Source organism: Paraburkholderia sp. J67, from assembly GCF_905220265.1.
Classification (GTDB): domain Bacteria; phylum Pseudomonadota; class Gammaproteobacteria; order Burkholderiales; family Burkholderiaceae; genus Paraburkholderia.
The window spans coordinates 535786-554001 of sequence record NZ_CAJMZK010000003.1 but is presented as its reverse complement, the minus strand read 5'-3'; the positions used below and the strand labels follow the sequence as shown (position 1 = coordinate 554001).

Annotated in this window: 14 protein-coding genes and 3 tRNA genes; 11 read left to right on the top strand and 6 right to left on the bottom strand. The window is 63.2% G+C overall.

The window, feature by feature from the left end:
* The first annotated feature begins 58 nt into the window (after window positions 1-58).
* Window positions 59-1297: a DUF1501 domain-containing protein gene (locus U5782_RS09400; RefSeq protein ID WP_322043523.1), complete on the top strand. Its 1239-nt coding sequence runs from the start codon at window positions 59-61 to the stop codon at window positions 1295-1297.
* A 26-nt stretch (window positions 1298-1323) separates the two neighbouring features.
* On the opposite strand, the gene U5782_RS09395 is transcribed toward U5782_RS09400, so the two are convergent.
* Entirely contained in the window at window positions 1324-2166 is an 843-nt protein-coding gene (locus tag U5782_RS09395) for a squalene/phytoene synthase family protein (RefSeq protein ID WP_322043522.1), read from the bottom strand.
* Window positions 2167-2410: 244 nt separating this feature from the next.
* Between U5782_RS09395 and U5782_RS09390 the strand changes: the two genes are divergently transcribed.
* Window positions 2411-2497: transfer RNA gene (locus tag U5782_RS09390), tRNA-Leu, on the top strand.
* A gap of 138 nt (window positions 2498-2635) precedes the next feature.
* On the opposite strand, the gene U5782_RS09385 is transcribed toward U5782_RS09390, so the two are convergent.
* Both U5782_RS09385 and U5782_RS09380 read right to left on the bottom strand, forming a co-directional pair.
* Window positions 2636-3082 (bottom strand): MarR family winged helix-turn-helix transcriptional regulator, encoded by a 447-nt coding sequence (locus tag U5782_RS09385; protein WP_322043521.1) that lies wholly within the window; start codon window positions 3080-3082, stop codon window positions 2636-2638.
* Window positions 3083-3318: 236 nt separating this feature from the next.
* Window positions 3319-4476: a glycerate kinase gene (locus U5782_RS09380; RefSeq protein ID WP_322043520.1), complete on the bottom strand. Its 1158-nt coding sequence runs from the start codon at window positions 4474-4476 to the stop codon at window positions 3319-3321.
* A 621-nt stretch (window positions 4477-5097) separates the two neighbouring features.
* Between U5782_RS09380 and tig the strand changes: the two genes are divergently transcribed.
* The 8 genes from tig to U5782_RS09340 all read left to right on the top strand — a co-directional run bounded on the left by tig (window position 5098) and on the right by U5782_RS09340 (window position 14389).
* Window positions 5098-6444, top strand: coding sequence for a trigger factor (gene tig / locus U5782_RS09375; protein WP_322043519.1), 1347 nt, complete (start codon window positions 5098-5100; stop codon window positions 6442-6444).
* 188 nt (window positions 6445-6632) lie between these two features.
* A complete protein-coding gene (clpP, locus tag U5782_RS09370; protein ID WP_322043518.1) occupies window positions 6633-7286 on the top strand; it encodes an ATP-dependent Clp endopeptidase proteolytic subunit ClpP in 654 nt (217 codons plus the stop codon).
* Window positions 7287-7516: 230 nt separating this feature from the next.
* Window positions 7517-8788, top strand: a complete 1272-nt coding sequence (gene clpX / locus U5782_RS09365; protein WP_035533250.1) for an ATP-dependent Clp protease ATP-binding subunit ClpX — start codon at window positions 7517-7519, stop codon at window positions 8786-8788.
* Window positions 8789-8979: 191 nt separating this feature from the next.
* A complete protein-coding gene (lon, locus tag U5782_RS09360) occupies window positions 8980-11406 on the top strand; it encodes an endopeptidase La (protein WP_322043517.1) in 2427 nt (808 codons plus the stop codon).
* A 323-nt stretch (window positions 11407-11729) separates the two neighbouring features.
* Window positions 11730-12056, top strand: a complete 327-nt coding sequence (locus U5782_RS09355; protein ID WP_322043516.1) for an HU family DNA-binding protein — start codon at window positions 11730-11732, stop codon at window positions 12054-12056.
* Between the two features lie 43 nt (window positions 12057-12099).
* A tRNA-Val gene (locus U5782_RS09350) sits at window positions 12100-12175 on the top strand.
* A gap of 78 nt (window positions 12176-12253) precedes the next feature.
* Window positions 12254-12330: transfer RNA gene (locus U5782_RS09345), tRNA-Asp, on the top strand.
* A gap of 112 nt (window positions 12331-12442) precedes the next feature.
* Complete coding sequence (locus U5782_RS09340; protein ID WP_322043515.1) at window positions 12443-14389, top strand: SurA N-terminal domain-containing protein; 1947 nt, start codon at window positions 12443-12445, stop codon at window positions 14387-14389.
* Between the two features lie 106 nt (window positions 14390-14495).
* Here U5782_RS09340 and U5782_RS09335 read toward each other — a convergent pair whose 3' ends face one another.
* Window positions 14496-14843, bottom strand: coding sequence for a hypothetical protein (locus tag U5782_RS09335; RefSeq protein ID WP_322043514.1), 348 nt, complete (start codon window positions 14841-14843; stop codon window positions 14496-14498).
* A gap of 166 nt (window positions 14844-15009) precedes the next feature.
* Window positions 15010-15753, bottom strand: a complete 744-nt coding sequence (locus U5782_RS09330; RefSeq protein ID WP_415914278.1) for an arylesterase — start codon at window positions 15751-15753, stop codon at window positions 15010-15012.
* A 12-nt stretch (window positions 15754-15765) separates the two neighbouring features.
* On the opposite strand from U5782_RS09330, the gene U5782_RS09325 reads away from it, so the two are divergent.
* Complete coding sequence (locus U5782_RS09325) at window positions 15766-16506, top strand: ABC transporter ATP-binding protein (protein ID WP_322043513.1); 741 nt, start codon at window positions 15766-15768, stop codon at window positions 16504-16506.
* Between the two features lie 78 nt (window positions 16507-16584).
* On the opposite strand, the gene pgi is transcribed toward U5782_RS09325, so the two are convergent.
* Window positions 16585-18204: a glucose-6-phosphate isomerase gene (gene pgi / locus U5782_RS09320; RefSeq protein ID WP_322043512.1), complete on the bottom strand. Its 1620-nt coding sequence runs from the start codon at window positions 18202-18204 to the stop codon at window positions 16585-16587.
* Window positions 18205-18216: the final 12 nt, after the last annotated feature.

Below are 18216 nucleotides of genomic sequence, written 5' to 3'. Positions count from 1 at the left end.
GATCACCCCATCCACGACACGAGCGGCAGTGCGCCGCATGGACTGAACGAGGCATGGCATGAAGCGACGCGACTTCCTCGCCGCCGCTGCCGCGATGACGGCGGCGGGCTCCACCTGGCTGCCCGAAACGGCCTGGGCGCAGGGCAACGCGGCAGCGGGCGCGGCGCCTGCGCAGCCCCGCGCGAGCGGCTATGAGAACCTGCTGATCCTCGTCGAACTCAAGGGCGGCAACGATGGCTTGAACACCGTTGTGCCCTATGCGGATCCGCTCTACGCGAGCTATCGGCCGACCATCGGCGTGCGACGCGGCGACGTGATCCCGCTCGACGAACACACGGCGCTGCATCCCGCGCTCGCACCGCTGATGCCGATGTGGCGCGCACACGAACTCGCGATCGTGCAGGGCGTGAGTTACGCGCAGCCGAACCTGTCGCATTTCCGCTCGATCGAGATCTGGGACACGGCCTCGCGCCCGGATCAGTATCTGCGCGAAGGCTGGCTCACGCGTGCGTTCGCGAACGCGCCGGTGCCGAAGGGTTTTGCCGCCGATGGCCTCGTGCTAGGTAGCGCCGAGATGGGGCCGCTCGCGAACGGCGCACGCGCCATCGCGCTCGTCAATCCGGCGCAGTTCGCGCGAGCTTCCAGGCTCGTTACGCCGGTCTCGCTCAAGGAACGCAATCCGGCGCTCGCGCACATTCTCGATGTCGAGAACGACATCGTCCATGCCGCCGATCAGCTACGTCCGCGTCCTGGGCAGTATGTCCTGAAGACGGCGTTCCCCGGCGGTGCGTTCGGTGTCTCGGTGAAGACCGCGATGCAGGCGCTGGCCTCGGGCGACACGGCGCAGGGCGCGCCCGTGGCGCAGCAAGGCGTCGCTGTGATCCGTCTCACGCTCAACGGTTTCGATACGCATCAGAATCAGCCCGAACGTCATGCCGATCTGCTGCGCCAGTTCGCGGCGGGCATGGTGGCGATGCGCTCGGCGCTCGTCGAGATGGGGCGTTGGGATCGTACGATGATCGTCACCTATGCGGAGTTCGGGCGTCGCGTGCGCGAGAACCAGAGTCGCGGCACCGATCACGGCACGGCGAGCGCGCATTTCGTCGCGGGTGGACGCGTGGCAGGGGGGCTGTACGGTGCGGCCCCGCAACTCGCGCGCCTCGACGGCAACGGCAATCTGCCGGTCGCCGTCGACTTCCGGCAGATCTACGCGACGGTGCTGGGCGACTGGTGGGGGCTCGACGCACAAGCGGTGCTGCAACAGCGTTTCGAGCCATTGCCGCTGCTGCGCGTCTGACGAAGCGGTGGGGTGCGGCGCGCGAATCAGCCGCGCCGTGCGGCGCGCCACGCGATCCAGAGCTTGCGGATCGGCGTGAGGACGATCTGCTGATGCAGCACCTGGAATTGCTCGCGCTCGACTTCGTCGAGCAGTGCGAGTTCGAGCGCTGCCAGCGCGCGCAGCGTGCGTTGACGGCGGCGCTCGTTTGCAGGCATCGCGGCGAGCGCCGTGCTCACGGCCTCGCGGGCGCGCGCGGTCTGGAACTGCATGAGCTCGGTGAATTCCGCGCTGTAGCGGCGGTTGATCAGATCGGCGGCGGTGACGTTGTAGCGCTGCAATTCGTCGATCGGAATGTAGATGCGGCCGTGGCGCGCATCGTTGCCTATCTCGGGCACGAACTGCGCGAGCATGAGCGCATTGCCGAGCGGCGCGGCCCATTGGGCGACGGCGGCACGCTCTTCATCCGTACGCGCGCCAACCTGGGCGACGAGCGTCGCGAACGTGCCGCCCACACCATCCATGTAGCGGCGCAGATTCGGCAGATCGAGGTAGCGGGCCTGCTCGAAGTCCATCTCGAAACCAGCGAGCAACTGTTGCAGCAGCGGATACAGACTGGCCGGATCGCCCGCATGCTGCGCGAGCGCTTTCGTGACCGGATGGGCGGGATTGCCTGCGCCGAACGCGGCGAGTTCCTTTTGCCACCAGGCGAGCTTGGTGCGACCGACGGTCGGGTCGCTCGTTTCCTTGGCGGTTTCCTCGAGTTCGCGACGCAGCGCGAAGAGGGCGGCGAGCAGCGGCTGTTGTGCGGCGCTTGCCTGGCGCAGCGCATAGTAGGTGCTCGATCCGGGCGGGGCCGCCTTTTGCAGGCAGTATTCGTCGAAATTCACGGGGTTCGGGGGCGTGGGGAAGCGCCGCGATTCTAGCACCGGCGCTGCTTACGGGTTTCGGAGCTTTGCGAGATGCAGACAAGCGTGAGGCAATCGGTTAGAATCTCGCGCTTGGCGCTTTGAGGCCGCCCCATCGGGGTGCACAATCAGGGCGCGCAAGGGCTCTATCGCACGCGACGTGTCTCACCGGTTGGTCTTCGCGACCCACGTGATCGCGCTACCGTGTTGCCGGCCAGAAAGATTCGCGTGAGTGGCGAAATTGGTAGACGCACCAGGTTTAGGTCCTGACGCCCGCAAGGGTGTGCCGGTTCGAGTCCGGCCTCACGCACCAGGCTAGTAAAGACAAAGGCCACGTACCCAACGGTACGTGGCCTTTTTGTTTTTCATCGCCGCACGGCATCCCGCGGGTGACGCGCGCCCGGACATCGGCGCGGTCAGTCCATCGGTTTTGCTTATCGCATGCGCGGCTTCAAAGGTCTTCCTGGGCCGCCGCGATGACCTTCTCCAGCGCACGGTTGAGCAGCTCGCGCTCCTTGTCGTCGAGGATGGCGAACAGGTCCACGTTCCACTTGCGCGCGACAGGCATAACCTTGCGATAGAGGGCACGTCCGTCGACCGTGAGCGAGACGAGCACGAGGCGTCCGTCTTCCTCGCTGGCGTTGCGTTGCATGAGGCCGCGGCGCATGAGCGCTTCCGCGGCGCGGCTGGCCTGGCTCTTGTCGAGATTCGCGTGGCGCGCGAGCTCCATCACCGAAAACGGGCCGAACGCGCCGACGGCGGCGATGAGGCGCGCCTCCGGCAGCGTGATGCCGAGCTTCGCCTGATAGCGCTCGCTGGCGCCACGTTCGGAGAGTTTGTTCAGGACATGGAGCCGATAGGTCAGAAATTGTTCAAGTCCGGCTTTGCTTTCCTTCATGGTCGTCCTGGTCTGGTCGCGTAAGGTATGCGCGATCGTGTCGCGCTCTGCGTAATTGTTGCCGCAACCAGCGCGCGGGTCAACGCGCATGAACCCTCAAAATGCACGCTCGCGCGCGCCTTGCGGGGCATACGAATCTATTAATCGCTTACTGCGGAATCCGTTGTGCGCGCACGCAAAAAAGTCTGACGATTTGCGTGCGCGAAACGACGTGGAAGGATTTACCGGTTCCGGCGTCAGGCCGTGCGCGTGCCGTAGCGCAGACGCGTCAGCTGTTCGGCCTCGTTGGCCAGCAACACGGCTGCGTCGCGGATCGCAGTCTCGAGCGTGATAGGACCAGGCGCTGGCGAGAAGCAGCCGCTGAAGTGCTCGCCAAGACGCGCGAGTGCGGTGGAATCGACGGCGCCCGAGAGCAGGGTGGCCGGCACGCCTGCGGCCTGTGCGTGGCGGCACGCGATGAAGGGCGCCTTGCCGTGCAGCGTCTGCACATCCGAGCGGCCTTCGCCGGTAATGAGCCAGTGCGCGCCCGCGAGCGCCGCGTCCAGACCGATGGTGCGCGCAACGACTTCGGCGCCCGCCTCGAAACTCGCGCCGAGCATGCGCAGGGCGAAACCGAGGCCGCCGGCCGCGCCAGCGCCCGCTTCGTCGCGCGCGCGGCGGTTCAGCGCGGCTTCGAGCAGATCGGCAAAGCGGCCGAGCGCGGCGTCGATCGGCGCGACTTCGCCTGGCGTCACGCCTTTTTGCGGGCCGAATACGGCGGTTGCGCCGTGATCGCCCGTGAGCGGATTGTCGACGTCCGACATGGCGATGAAGGTGGCTTCTGCCAGTCGTGCGTCGAGACCGGACACATCCACGCGCGTCACGCGCGCGAGCGCTTCGGGCGTGGGGGCGAGCGGATTGCCCGCGGCGTCGAACAGTTGCAGCCCGAGGCCCGCGAGCAGACCCGCGCCGCCGTCGTTGGTGCTGCTGCCGCCGAGCGCCACATAAAAGCGTCGCACGCCTTCGTCGAGCAACGCTCGCACGGCTTCGCCCATGCCGCGCGTGCTGCGCGAGGCAACCGGCACGCCCATGCCGACCGGGTCGGTAATGCCGACGATCTCGGCGGTTTCGATGATCGCGCTGCCGTCGTGCAGCAGGCCGACGAGGGCGTCGCGGCGTGCGCCGGCAGCGCCTTCGACATTGAGCGTGCGGCGCTCGCCGCCGACGCTCAACATGGCGTCGAGCGTGCCTTCGCCGCCATCGGCCATCGGGCGGATGCGAATTTCAGCGTCGGCACGCGCGCGGCGGATGCCCTCGGCGATCGCGGCGGCGACCCCATCCGCGCTGAGCGAACCTTTGAACGAATCGGGAGCGATGACGACGACGGGTGCGTCAGCAAACGTCTGGTTAGGCATGGTGTCTCGACTGGAAGAGTTGTGATGGCGGCTGCATCCGGCGGGGCGTCCGGCGCGAGCGTTAGCTTACCAGTCGCGAGGGGCGCACTGGATACCCGCAGCGCGATAGCGCGCATCGCGCACGCAGTGCAACGCGCAGGTTTCGCCGGGCCGCCCCGGGGTCCCACATCGGCCGAAACGGGGTGGTTTTAGGCCCAAAACGGGCCAGTTCGCACACCTTTTAGGCATCTATTACGCGTCCGAACGGCAATTCCATTTGGGTCGGGCAATAGTTTGCTAAAATACTCGGCTCTTTTGACGGAACCGCACCGCAAACCGTCCATTTCGGCTCCTGTGAACTCCACGGGCCGATCCGGAACGGGCCGGGTCTCGCGGCTCCCGGAAAGGGCGCCGCCTGGCGGGCAGCGTCCGCGAAAGTCCGCTTCAACGCCTTTGGGTGTGTCGCGCGGACAGCGCGGGCAACATGCCGCGAAAGGCGCCTGGGTGAGCGCTTGCAGGCCGTATGGCCGGCAAGCGGCGCCGACGAGGCACAAGCGAGACGCAAGCGATGCGGATTTTCCCATCGGACTGCGGCAGCAAAGATTACTGATACGCTCGAACAATTTTAGGACGATTGAAGCCATGGCTAACGTTGTTGAAAACCTCGGCAAGCTCGAACGCCGTGTGACGATTTCCCTGCCGAAAGACGCGGTGCAGAAAGAAGTCGACTCGCGCATCCGCCAACTCGCGAAGAACGTGCGCATGCCGGGTTTCCGCCCGGGCAAGGTGCCGCTCAAGATGGTCACGCAACAGTACTCGGGTCAGGTGGAAGCCGAAGTCCTGAGCGACAAGGTTGGCAAGGAATTCTTCGACATCAGCCGCGCGGAAAACCTGCGCGTCGCGGGTCAGCCGAGCTTCGCCCCGAAGGCCGAAGCCGCTGAAAGCGACTACGCATTCGACGCGACCTTCGAGGTCTATCCGGAAGTGAAGCTGGGCGACGTCGCCAGCGCCGAAATCGAGCGCACGACCACGACCATCACCGAAGCCGAAATCGACCGCACGCTGGACATCCTGCGCAAGCAGCGCGTCCACTACCACGCACGCGGCGAAGCCGGCGAGCACGGTGACGGCGGTGCGGACACGGCAGCCAAGGACGGCGACCGCGTGACGGTCGACTTCGTCGGCAAGATCGACGACGTCGCATTCCCGGGCGGCAGCGCAGAAGGTTTCGCGTTCGTGCTCGGCGAAGGCCGCATGCTGCCGGAATTCGAAAAGGCATCGCTCGGCCTGAAGCAAGGCGAGCAGCGCGAATTCGACCTGACCTTCCCTGAGGACTACCACGGCAAGGAAGTCGCGGGCAAGACCGCGAAGTTCACGATCACGATGCAAAAGATCGAGTGGGCGCACCTGCCGGAAATCGACGCGGAATTCGCGAAGTCGCTCGGCATCGCCGACGGCGATCTCGTGAAGATGCGCGCTGAAATCAAGGACAACCTCGAGCGTGAAGCGAAGCGCCGCACGCAGTCGATCGTCAAGAACCAGGTGATGGATGCCCTCCTGAAGATCGCTGAACTCGACGTGCCGAACGCACTGATCGGTCAGGACCAGGAACGCCTCGTCGAAATGGCGCGTGCGGACCTCGCGCAACGCGGCGTGCCCAATGCCAAGGACGCACCGATCCCGGCTGAAATGTTCAAGGAACAAGCCGAGCGTCGCGTCAAGCTGGGCCTCGTGCTGGCCGAGCTCGTGAAGGCGAACAACCTCGAAGCGAAGCCGGAACAGATCCGCGCTGAAGTCGACGAATTCGCGAAAAGCTACGAAGACCCGAAGGAAGTCGTGCGCTGGTATTATTCGAACCAGCAGCGTCTGGCCGAAATGGAAGCGTACGTCGTCGAATCGAACGTCGTTGACTTCGTGCTCGGCAAGGCCAAGGTGACGGACAAGCAAGTGAGCTTCGAAGAACTGGCAAGCGCAACGGCGCAGGCTTAAATCTGCCCGCTACGGCGTGCCGGCTGTCGGAGCAACCGACGGTCAGCACGCCGTTTTTGTATCCGCAGAATTTGGCCATATTGTCGTCAGGGTTGATTTCTGCGGGGTCCGTCGCCATTCCGGTATATCAGGTCTAATCCGTTTTACCTGCGTAACCAGAACAACTCTTCCAGACAAGGATGCACCGCATGACTTTTCGCGCTCAATCGCTGGACACGTTGACTTCCCACGCCTCGCGTGACCTCGATCCGCAGGCGCTCGGTCTCGTGCCGATCGTCGTGGAGACGAGCGGCCGCGGCGAGCGTTCGTATGACATCTACTCGCGGCTCCTCAAGGAGCGCGTGGTGTTCCTGGTCGGCGAAGTGAACGACCAGACCGCGAACCTCGTCGTCGCCCAGCTCCTGTTCCTCGAAAGCGAAAACCCGGACAAGGACATCAGCCTGTACATCAACAGCCCGGGCGGTTCGGTTTCGGCCGGTATGGCGATCTACGACACGATGCAGTTCATCAAGCCTGACGTTTCGACCCTTTGCATGGGCCTCGCGGCCTCGATGGGTGCGTTCCTGCTGGCGTCGGGTGCGAAGGGCAAGCGCTTCGCGCTGCCGAACTCGCGAGTGATGATTCACCAGCCGCTCGGCGGCGCACGCGGCCAGGCGTCGGACATCGAAATTCAGGCGCGCGAAATCCTGTACCTGAAGGAACGCCTGAACCAGTTGCTCTCGCACCATACTGGCCAGCCGGTCGAGCGCCTCGCGCGCGATACCGACCGCGACAACTTCATGTCCGGCGACGACGCACAGGCCTATGGCCTCGTCGATCAGGTGCTCCACAAGCGCCCCTGATCCGGCACGCGTTTCCGGCGTCAAAAAAGGCGCCGGACGCGCGTATGCGGCGTGCTTAACCCAGAGAAAAAAGGGATAGGCACGCTCGTGCGGACCATGTGAAATAATCGGCAAACGCGCTTCGCGGCCTGCGGCCCCAACGCCGTCACAGCAAGCGGTTCACGCCTCCCGGCTGGGCTGGGGGAAACGGCGTATCATGTGTAACAGAGTGTCCGGAGGCTCATCTATCCATGGCGGACAAAAAAGGTTCTAACAGCGAGAAGCTGTTGTATTGCTCGTTTTGCGGCAAAAGCCAGCATGAGGTCAAGAAACTGATCGCTGGTCCGTCGGTGTTCATCTGCGATGAATGTATCGACCTGTGCAACGAGATCATTCGCGACGAAGCCGCCGGTGCGGGTATCGACGCGGCGCTGTCGCGCTCGGACCTGCCGAGCCCGCAGGAGATCCGCGACATCCTCGATCAGTACGTGATCGGGCAGGAGCGCGCGAAGAAGATCCTCGCGGTAGCGGTGTACAACCACTACAAGCGCCTGAAGCATCTCGACAAGAAGGACGACGTCGAACTCTCGAAGAGCAACATCCTGCTGATCGGGCCCACGGGCTCGGGCAAGACGCTGCTTGCGCAGACGCTCGCACGCCTTCTGAATGTGCCGTTCGTGATCGCGGACGCCACCACGTTGACCGAAGCCGGCTACGTGGGTGAGGACGTCGAGAACATCATCCAGAAGCTGCTGCAGAACTGCAATTACGAAGTCGACAAGGCCCAGCGCGGCATTGTCTACATCGACGAAATCGACAAGATCAGCCGCAAGTCAGACAACCCGTCGATTACGCGCGACGTGTCGGGCGAAGGCGTGCAGCAGGCGCTGCTCAAGCTCGTCGAAGGCACGATGGCGTCGGTGCCTCCGCAGGGCGGCCGCAAGCATCCGAACCAGGATTTCATCCAGGTCGATACGACCAACATCCTGTTCATTTGCGGCGGCGCGTTCGATGGTCTGGAGAAGGTCATTACCGACCGTACCGAAAAGACCGGCATTGGCTTTGGCGCGAGCGTGAAGAGCAAGCAGGAGCGCGACACGGGTGAAGTGCTGCGCGAGACGGAACCGGAAGATCTGATCAAGTTCGGTTTGATTCCGGAACTGATCGGCCGTCTGCCGGTGGTCGCCACGCTCGGCAAGCTCGACGAAGCCGCGCTCATGAAGATTCTGGTCGAGCCGAAGAATGCGCTCGTCAAGCAGTATCACAAGCTCTTCAACATGGAGCGCGTGGAACTGGAGATTCGCCCGGCTGCGTTGCAGGCCGTCGCCCGCAAGGCGATTCGCCGCAAGACCGGTGCGCGGGGCTTGCGCTCCATCCTGGAACAGGCGTTGCTCGACGTGATGTACGAGCTGCCGGCCATGAAGGGCGTGAGCAAGGTCATCATCGACGACAACGTGATCGACGGCGACGGCAAACCGCTGCTGATCTACGAAGACGCTCCCAAGGTGTCTGGGTCGAACTAAAGATGGTGATCGGCTAAAGAGTTCCGGAAAAAGGCCGTTCATACACTGAGATGAACGGCTTTTTCGTTTATCTTGTGGTCGATGGCGCACCTTTTTTGGAGTCACTGAACTTTTCCCACACGCGCGAGGCTTGTAATCGGTTTTTCAGGCCTCACTTACCGAACAATTGATTCCACTCATGGGGAAATGAAATGTCAGGAACCCAACTCCTCCCGCCGGAACGCACCACGCTCCCGCTGCTGCCGCTGCGAGACGTTGTAGTTTTCCCGCATATGGTGATTCCCCTTTTCGTGGGCCGGCCGAAATCGATCAAGGCCCTCGAAGCGGCAATGGAAGGCGGCAAGCACATCATGCTCGTCGCGCAGAAGACTGCCGCAAAGGACGAGCCGACCGAAAAGGACATGTACGAAGTAGGATGTATCGCCAACATCCTGCAAATGCTCAAGCTGCCCGACGGCACCGTGAAGGTGCTCGTGGAAGGCTTGCAGCGTGCGAAGACGCTCTCGATCGAAGAGCAGGAAACGCAGTTCTCGTGCGAAGTGATGCCGCTCGAACCGGACCACGCCGACGGCGCTGAAACCGAAGCGCTGCGCCGCGCGATCGTCTCGCAGTTCGACCAGTACGTGAAGCTCAACAAGAAGATCCCGCCGGAGATCCTGACGTCGCTGTCGGGCATCGACGAGGCCGGTCGTCTTGCCGATACCATCGCCGCGCATCTGCCGCTCAAGCTCGACCAGAAGCAGCATATCCTCGAGATGTTCCCGGTCGTGGAGCGTCTGGAGCATCTGCTCGCCCAGCTCGAAGCCGAAATCGACATTCTCCAGGTGGAGAAGCGCATCCGTGGCCGCGTCAAGCGCCAGATGGAGAAGAGCCAGCGCGAGTACTACCTGAACGAGCAGGTCAAGGCAATCCAGAAGGAACTGGGCGAAGGCGAAGAGGGTGCCGATCTCGAAGAACTCGAGAAGCGCATCACTGCCGCGCGCATGCCGAAGGAAGCCAAGAAGAAGGCTGACGCCGAGCTCAAGAAGCTCAAGCTGATGTCGCCGATGTCGGCGGAAGCCACCGTCGTGCGCAACTACATCGACACGCTGATCGGCCTGCCGTGGCGCAAGAAGAGCAAGGTCAACAACGACCTCTCGAACGCCGAATCCGTGCTCGACGAAGACCACTTCGGTCTCGAGAAAGTGAAGGAACGCATTCTCGAGTATCTCGCGGTCCAACAGCGCGTGGACAAGGTGAAGGCGCCGATCCTGTGTCTCGTCGGCCCTCCGGGCGTCGGCAAGACCTCGCTCGGTCAGTCGATTGCGCGCGCAACGAACCGCAAGTTCGTGCGTATGGCGTTGGGTGGTGTGCGTGACGAAGCCGAAATTCGCGGCCACCGTCGTACGTACATCGGTTCGATGCCGGGCAAGATCCTGCAAAGCCTGACCAAGGTCGGCGTGCGCAATCCGCTCTTCCTGCTCGACGAAGTCGACAAGATGGGCATGGATTTCCGCGGCGATCCGTCGTCGGCGCTGCTCGAAGTGCTCGATCCGGAACAGAACCACACGTTCGCCGACCACTACATCGAAGTCGATTTCGATCTCTCCGATGTGATGTTCGTCGCTACGTCGAACTCGCTGAACATCCCGCCGCCGCTGCTCGACCGGATGGAAGTCATCCGTCTGTCGGGTTACACGGAAGACGAGAAGGTCAGCATCGCCCAGCGTTATCTCCTGCCGAAGCAGAAGAAGAACAACGGGCTGAAGCCGACCGAGATCGAAGTGACCGAAGGCGCGATCCGCGACATCATTCGCTACTACACGCGTGAAGCGGGCGTGCGTTCGCTCGAGCGCGAAGTGTCGAAGATCTGCCGCAAGGTCGTGAAGATGCTGCTGCTGAAGAAGGCCGACAAGGCCGTCACGGTGGACAGCGCGAATCTGGACACGTTCCTTGGCGTGCGCAAGTACGACTTCGGTCTGGCTGCGAAGGAAAATCAGGTCGGTCAGGTCACAGGCCTCGCGTGGACGGAAGTCGGCGGCGATCTGCTGACGATCGAAGCGGCGGTCATGCCTGGTAAGGGCAACGTGATCCGCACGGGTTCGCTCGGCGACGTCATGAAGGAATCGGTCGAAGCGGCACGCTCGGTGGTACGTTCGCGTTCGCGTCGTCTCGGCATCAAGGATGAGGCGTTCGAGAAGCAGGACATCCACATCCACGTGCCGGAAGGCGCAACGCCGAAGGACGGTCCGTCCGCCGGTGGCGCGATGACGACCGCGCTGGTGTCCGTGCTCACGGGCATTCCGGTGCGCGCCGACGTGGCCATGACGGGCGAGATCACGCTGCGCGGCGAAGTGCTGCCGATCGGCGGGCTGAAGGAAAAGCTGCTGGCAGCGCATCGCGGCGGTATCAAGCTCGTGCTGATCCCGGAAGAAAACGTCAAGGATCTGACGGAGATTCCGGACAACGTGAAGAACGCGATCGAAATCGTGCCGGTCCGCTGGATCGACAAGGTGCTCGAACTCGCGCTCGAACGTGTGCCGCAGCCGTTGCCTGAAGAGGAAGTGAAGACCGAGGAAGCGAAAGCGCCCGTGGTCGAATCGAAGGAACCCGGTTCAACCGAAGTCGTGAAGCACTGAAGCGGTGTGTGAATCGCGTTGCGGTTCACCACGTTGATGTAGTCCCCGAAAACCCGCGGCCTGGTCCGCGGGTTTTTTGTTTTGTGCGCTTGCCAGCGTGAGATTCGCTGACGTTTCGCAGGTGCCGTGTTGATGTTGCGTTGCTCGCTGAGCCCATGCGCTCAGCGAATCTGAAGACTTCCTCGAAAGCCCCGTCACATCAGGCTGAACCCGGCTTGACACGTCTAATTCGGCCTCGTTAAATGAGCGGGCTCCGGCCACTGGCCGTGGCCGCGACACCAGCAACGCAATAAGAGCAATTCCATAGCGATCCTTCCTGGCGCATGACAACAAGTTGCGCCAACACGTTTGCCCAAAACATATTCTCGGGGGCTGGAATGAATAAAACGGATTTGATCGATCACATCGCACTGCAAGCTGATATCTCAAAAGCGGCCGCGGGCCGCGCGCTCGATGCGGTGATCAATGGCGTCAAAGGCACGCTGAAGAAGGGCGGTTCGGTCACGCTGGTCGGCTTTGGCACCTTCGCGGTGGGCAAGCGCGCCGCGCGCACGGGCCGCAATCCGCGCACCGGAGACGCGATCAAGATCAAGGCTGCAAAAATTCCCAAATTCAGGCCTGGCAAAGCGCTAAAAGATGCGCTAAACTAGCGGGCTCGCTGCTTGAAGATGGCAGCGCAGAAAATCTGAAGCTGGGTGCTTAGCTCAGTTGGTAGAGCGGCGCCCTTACAAGGCGTAGGTCGGGGGTTCGAGCCCCTCAGCACCCACCACAGTTTCAGGCATGCCTGTCGCGCGATGCATGTACGCAGCGCTGGCATATCAGGCAGTAAAGAAGCAGCACACCGCACGGAGCGGTAGTTCAGTTGGTTAGAATACCGGCCTGTCACGCCGGGGGTCGCGGGTTCGAGTCCCGTCCGCTCCGCCAGGAATACTCCAGCAGTACCGCAAGAAGGCGAACTCCGGTTCGCCTTTTTTGTTGTCTGCTGATGTAAGATCGGGCGTTCTGTTTTTTGGCGCCCACCAACGCTTGGTCACGCATGCTCGACTTTTTCCGCAATCACAAACGGCTGATGATGTTCATGCTGCTCCTGGTCATCGTGCCAGGTCTCGGCTTCGTCGGCATTCAAGGTTTCCGCGGCTTCTTTGACGAAAGCGCAAACGTCGCCAGCGTCAACGGTCACAAGATCACGCGCGTCGATTACGACGGCGCCGCGCGCCAGCAGATGGACCAGGCGCGTCAGATGATGGGCGCGCAGTTCGATGCCAGCCTGTTCGATACGCCCCAGCATCGCCAGGACATTCTCGACGGTCTGATCCAGCAGCGCGTGCTGGCCGACGAGGTGCAACGCCTGCACCTGACGGCTTCAGACGACGCCGTGCGCCGCACGCTGCTCGCCGACCCGATCATCTCGTCGCTCAAGAACCCCGACGGTTCCATCGATCTCGACAAGTACAAGCAACTGCTCGCCATGCAGGGCATGACGCCCGAACAGTATGACGAGCGTGTGCGTTACAGCATGGCCATGCAGCAGTTGCCCGCTGCGCTCGTGAACAGTGCGTTCACGCCGAAGGCGCTCGCACAGCAACTGACCGGCCTGTCGGAGCAGCAGCGTGAAGTGCAGGGCCTTGCGTTCCACGCAAGCGACTATGCGCCCAAGGTCCAGCCGACCGACGCGCAAATGCAGGCTTATTACGACGCGCACAAGAACGAGTTCGCGACGCCCGCCACGGCACAGATCCAGTATCTGGTGCTGTCGGCCGCGACGGTCGCGGCCACGGTCAACCCGAGCGACGCCGATCTCAAGAAGTACTACGACGACAACATCGCGCACTACAAGTCGCAGGAAGAAGTGCGCGCGAGCCACATCCTGATCACGGTCGCGAAGGACGCGAGCGCCGCTGACCGCGCCGCGGCGAAGCAGAAGGCCGAGCAGATTCTCGCTGACGTGAAGGCGCATCCCGACCAGTTCGCACAACTCGCGCAAAAGGATTCGCAGGATCCGGGTTCGGCGGCCAAGGGTGGCGATCTCGGCTACTTCGGCCCGGGCATGATCGCGGGTGGTCAGGCTTTCGACGACGCCGTCTTCAAGCTCAAGAAGGATGAGATCAGCGACGTGATTCAGTCGGACTTCGGCTATCACATCGTCAAGGTCACGGACATCAAGCCGTCGGTAACGAAGCCGTTCGACGACGTGAAGGGGCAAATCCTCAACGACGTGAAGACGCAGCAGGCTGCGAAGCTTCTCGCCGACACGACGGAAGGCTTCACTTCGACGGTGTACGAGCAGGCGAAGAGCCTGCAACCGGCTGCCGACAAGTACAAGCTGTCGCTCCAGACGGCGACGGTCACGCCGAAGCCTAACGCCGCGCTGCCGGCGGATAGCCCGTTGAACAACAAGAAGTTCCTCGACGCCGTGTTTGCGAGCGACTCGGTGAACCAGCACAACAATACGCAGGCGATCGACGTGGGCAATGGCACGCTGATTTCGGCGCACGTCACGAGCTTCCAGCCTGCCGCGGTGCCTGCATTTGCGACGATCAAGGATGCGGTGCGCCAGAAGGTGGTGGCACAGCAAGCCGCAGAGATGGCGCTCAAGGATGGCGAAGCGAAGCTGGCCGATCTGCAAAAGTCGAAGTCGACCGATGGTTTCTCGTCGGCGCTCAAGGTCTCGCGCAGCGACGCACAAGGCCTGCCGCCGAGCGCGCTGTCTGCAGTCTTCAAGGCCGATGCGCAGAAACTGCCCGCCTACGTTGGCGTCGATCTGGGTAACGATGGCTACGCGATCTATCGCGTGAACAGCGTGACGAATGGTCCGGCGGCCGAAGGCCAGCGTCTCGCAGCGGCGCAGCAGCAACTCGCCGGTGTGAGCGGCCAGTCGCAGACCCAGGCGTATCTGGATGCCCTGCGCGAGCGTTCGAAGGTCAAGTTCTACGGCTCGCTCGGCGCTTCGAATCAACAGGCGAGCGATGCCGACGGTCAATAAGCCGACCGAGCCTTCCTGAAGCCTCAAATGAAAACGCCCCGCAAGTTGCGGGGCGTTTTGCTTTTGTGCGCCGCAGTACCGGTCTGCGGCGCATGGGCAATCTGACTCAGAGGCAGGCGCTGATGTCGCTCGTGGCGTCGGCACCCGCGCCTCCGCCGGAGCGGAAGCCCACCCAGGTCTTGGCATTGGCGTTCCAGGCCGGGCGAACTGTCGCGGCCGCGCCATTCGGCGGCTGCTGCCCCGGCACGTAGACATCCACAGCCTGGTTGTTCGCGAGCACGCTTTGCGAGACGACCTGCTGCTGTGACTTGTCGGCCCATTTCTGGGCGATGCACTGGGCAACGGCTGTCGGCGGTTGCTGGCTCGTGCCGACCGATTGGGTGCCGCTTGGCATCGGCTGATTGGCGCAGGCAGCGAGCGCTGCCGTGACGACAATAAGAGGTAAATATTTCACGTTTTATCCCTCCAGTCAGGGTCAATCTGAGATTGGACGAAAGCTGTTCGCATTCGTCCGGCGCAAAAATGTGACCTGATGCGCGACGCCCACCACACCGGCTGGAAGGCACGCCTGAGATCCGCAGGATACGCGGCGCCGCGTCGACGCGTCGGCCGCGTGTCCATTAGCGTTGCGTGCTGCCGCCAAGGAGCGGCTTGAGCGTCGGCCACACGTTGTCCAGCAGCAAAGGCTGTGCCTGCTGGGTGGGGTGCATCTGGTCGGACTGGAAGAGATCGGGCTTGTTCTCTAGCCCGGCGAGTAGAAACGGCACGAGCGGCACATGCAGTTCCTTCGAGAGCTGGCCGTAGAGGCCGTGGAATTTCTCGGTGTAATCGGGGCCGTAGTTGGGCGGCACGTACATGCCCACCAAAATGGGCTGCGCATTGCCCTTGCGGATCTGCGCGACGATGGCGCGCAGATTGCTCTCCGTAGTAGCGAGCGGCACGCCGCGCAGTGCGTCGTTGGCCCCAAGCTCGACGATCACGACCGAGGGCTTCATGCGCTGCATCACGAGCGGCAGGCGCGCGAGTCCGCCGCTCGTCGTGTCGCCGCTGATGCTCGCATTAGCGACGCTATAATCGATTCGCTGGTTTGCGAGTCGCTGACGCAGCAAGGCGACCCAGCCCGTATCGCGCGGCAGACCGTATTCGGCGGAAAGACTGTCGCCGAGCACCGTGATCACCGGCCTGGCGGCAACGTGCTGTGCGGCGGGCGGTGTGGCGGCAAGCGCAGCATTCGTCCCGACGACGGACAGAGCCAAACCTGCCGTCAATGCGGCCGAAAGCGTGGCCGATAGCGCAAGCGTCGCCACACGCGGCGCGAGGCGGGTAAGAGGGCGTTTCCTGACAGCTAATCCTGGCTTCATCATGTGCATGTGCGAATGAATAGCGATCCAGTCATCGAAGTGCGGGGTTTGAGCAAGCGCGTCACCGACGCGACCGGCGAACTGACGATCCTCGACGGCATCGACATGACCGTGCACGCGGGCAGCAGCGTGGCGATCGTCGGCGCTTCGGGTTCGGGCAAATCCACCTTGCTAGGTCTTCTGGCCGGATTGGACAGCGCCAGCGCCGGCTCGGTTCGTCTGCTCGGCCATGAACTCACCGGCATGGCCGAGGATCGTCGCGCCGCGTTGCGCAACGGCGCGGTCGGCTTCGTGTTCCAGTCGTTCCAGCTGATGCCGCATCTCACCGCACTGGAGAACGTCGCGCTACCGCTCGAATTGCAGGGCGGTCTGAGCACGCGCGAAGCCTTCGCGCGCGCCCGTGCGCTGCTGGAGCGTGTCGGCCTGGGGCAGCGTACCGGACACTATCCGAAGCTGCTGTCGGGCGGTGAACAGCAACGCGTGGCGCTCGCGCGCGCCTTCGTCACGCATCCGTCCATCCTGTTCGCCGACGAACCCACGGGCAGCCTCGACGCCGCCACGGGCCACGCTGTCATCGACCTGATGTTCGAACTCAACCGCGCGAACGGTGCGACGCTGGTGCTGGTTACGCACGACATCGATCTTGCGCGCCGTTGCGATACGGTGGTCACGATCGAAGCGGGGCACCGCGTGCCGAACGTGCTTCACGCCGATGGTCCCGAGGACGCGCGCGACCGGATCGAAGCGGGGCGCTAGCCGCATCGGCTAAAGCGTAGAAAAAACCAAGGCGTGCCCGGTTCGCACCGCGCACGCCTTTTTTACGTCAACGCCCGATCAACCCTTGAGCACAGCGCGCGCCCGTGCGATCAACGCGCTCGTGGAAGAATCGTGCGCCTTCACGTCGCCGCTCGCCGCGGTGAGGTCGGCTTCCACGACCTTGCCGAGGATCTTGCCCAGCTCTACGCCCCATTGGTCGAACGGGTTGATGTTCCACACCGAGGCCTGCACCAGCACCTTATGCTCGTAGAGCGCGATCAGCGCGCCAAGCGAGCGCGCCGTGAGCGCATCGACGAGCAGCGTCGTGGTCGGGCGATTGCCGGGGAACATGATGTGCGGCACGAGTTCGGGCTTGTCCGGACCGGCGATCTTCTTCGCTTCTTCCTCGGTGCGGCCGAGCATCATCGCTTCGCTCTGCGCGAAGCAGTTGGCGAGCAGTTTCGGGTGGTGATCGGCCAGCGGATGCTCGGGCGTGAGCACGGCGATGAAGTCGATCGGCACGATCGTCGTGCCCTGGTGCAGCATCTGGAAGAACGCGTGCTGGCCGTTCGTGCCGGGTTCGCCCCACGTGATCGCCGAAGTGGCGTAATCGACGAACTTGCCGTCCAGACGCGCCTGCTTGCCGTTGCTCTCCATCTCCAGCTGCTGCAGATACGACGGCAGGTAGTGCAATGCTTCGGAGTACGGCGCAACCAGATAGCTCTGCGAGCCGAAGAAGTTGCGATACCAGATGCCGATCATGCCGAGCAGCACCGGCAGGTTCTTCTCGAGCGGCGCGGTGCGGAAATGCTCGTCCATGTCGTGCGCGCCAGCGAGCAGTTCATCGAACTGCTGCGGCCCGATCGCGATCATGATCGACAGACCCACGGCCGACCACAGCGAATAACGGCCACCGACCCAGTCCCACATCTCGAACACGTTTTCTTCGGCGATGCCGAACTTGACGACCTCGGCGGGGTTCGCCGACACGCCCACGAAGTGCTTCGCGAGCGCGCTTTCGGGGCAGCCGTGCTTGACGAACCAGTCGCGCATCGAGCGCGCGTTCGTCATGGTTTCGAGCGTCGTGAAGGTCTTCGAGACGATGATCGCCAGCGTCTCTTCCGGATCGATGTTTTCGATCACACGCCAGAGATCGGCGCCATCGACGTTCGAGACGAAGTGCGAGTCGAGCTCGGGCGTTTCCAGATGCTGGAGCGCATGCACGACCATCTTCGGGCCGAGGTCCGAGCCGCCGATGCCGATATTGACCACATGGCGGATGCGCTTGCCGGTATAGCCGGTCCAGGCGCCGCTGCGCACGGCGTCGGCGAATTTCGCCATCTTCGCTTTCTCAGCGAGGATCTGGGCGTGGAACGGGGCGTTCGGCTCGGTCGCGCGCAGTGCGGTGTGCAGCGCGGCGCGGCCTTCGGTCGGGTTGACGATTTCGCCCGCGAACATTGCGTCGCGGCGCTGCTCGACGCCGGCTTCGCGCGCGAGCTGCGCGAGCAGCTTCAGCGTGGCGTCGTTGATGCGGTTCTTCGAGAAGTCGGCTGCAAGACCGCCGCCCGCGTACGTATAGCGTTCGGCGCGGGTCGGCGCGGGATCGTTGGCGGGTGCGAACCAGTCGCGCATCTTTTCGTCGCGGATCTGTTCGTAATGCGTCTGTAGCGCGGACCAGGCAGGGAGCGGATTCGTCATGTTCGTCTAGCG

What these genes read in the sequence shown, in the direction of transcription:
- U5782_RS09400 (WP_322043523.1), top strand. Translation starts at nt 59, where the DNA reads ATGAAGCGACGCGACTTCCTCGCCGCCGCTGCCGCGATGACGGCGGCG.
- U5782_RS09385 (WP_322043521.1), bottom strand. Translation starts at nt 3,082, where the DNA reads ATGAAGGAAAGCAAAGCCGGACTTGAACAATTTCTGACCTATCGGCTC.
- U5782_RS09380 (WP_322043520.1), bottom strand. Translation starts at nt 4,476, where the DNA reads ATGCCTAACCAGACGTTTGCTGACGCACCCGTCGTCGTCATCGCTCCC.
- tig (WP_322043519.1), top strand. Translation starts at nt 5,098, where the DNA reads ATGGCTAACGTTGTTGAAAACCTCGGCAAGCTCGAACGCCGTGTGACG.
- clpP (WP_322043518.1), top strand. Translation starts at nt 6,633, where the DNA reads ATGACTTTTCGCGCTCAATCGCTGGACACGTTGACTTCCCACGCCTCG.
- clpX (WP_035533250.1), top strand. Translation starts at nt 7,517, where the DNA reads ATGGCGGACAAAAAAGGTTCTAACAGCGAGAAGCTGTTGTATTGCTCG.
- lon (WP_322043517.1), top strand. Translation starts at nt 8,980, where the DNA reads ATGTCAGGAACCCAACTCCTCCCGCCGGAACGCACCACGCTCCCGCTG.
- U5782_RS09355 (WP_322043516.1), top strand. Translation starts at nt 11,730, where the DNA reads ATGACAACAAGTTGCGCCAACACGTTTGCCCAAAACATATTCTCGGGG.
- U5782_RS09340 (WP_322043515.1), top strand. Translation starts at nt 12,443, where the DNA reads ATGCTCGACTTTTTCCGCAATCACAAACGGCTGATGATGTTCATGCTG.
- U5782_RS09330 (WP_415914278.1), bottom strand. Translation starts at nt 15,753, where the DNA reads ATGATGAAGCCAGGATTAGCTGTCAGGAAACGCCCTCTTACCCGCCTC.
- U5782_RS09325 (WP_322043513.1), top strand. Translation starts at nt 15,766, where the DNA reads ATGAATAGCGATCCAGTCATCGAAGTGCGGGGTTTGAGCAAGCGCGTC.
- pgi (WP_322043512.1), bottom strand. Translation starts at nt 18,204, where the DNA reads ATGACGAATCCGCTCCCTGCCTGGTCCGCGCTACAGACGCATTACGAA.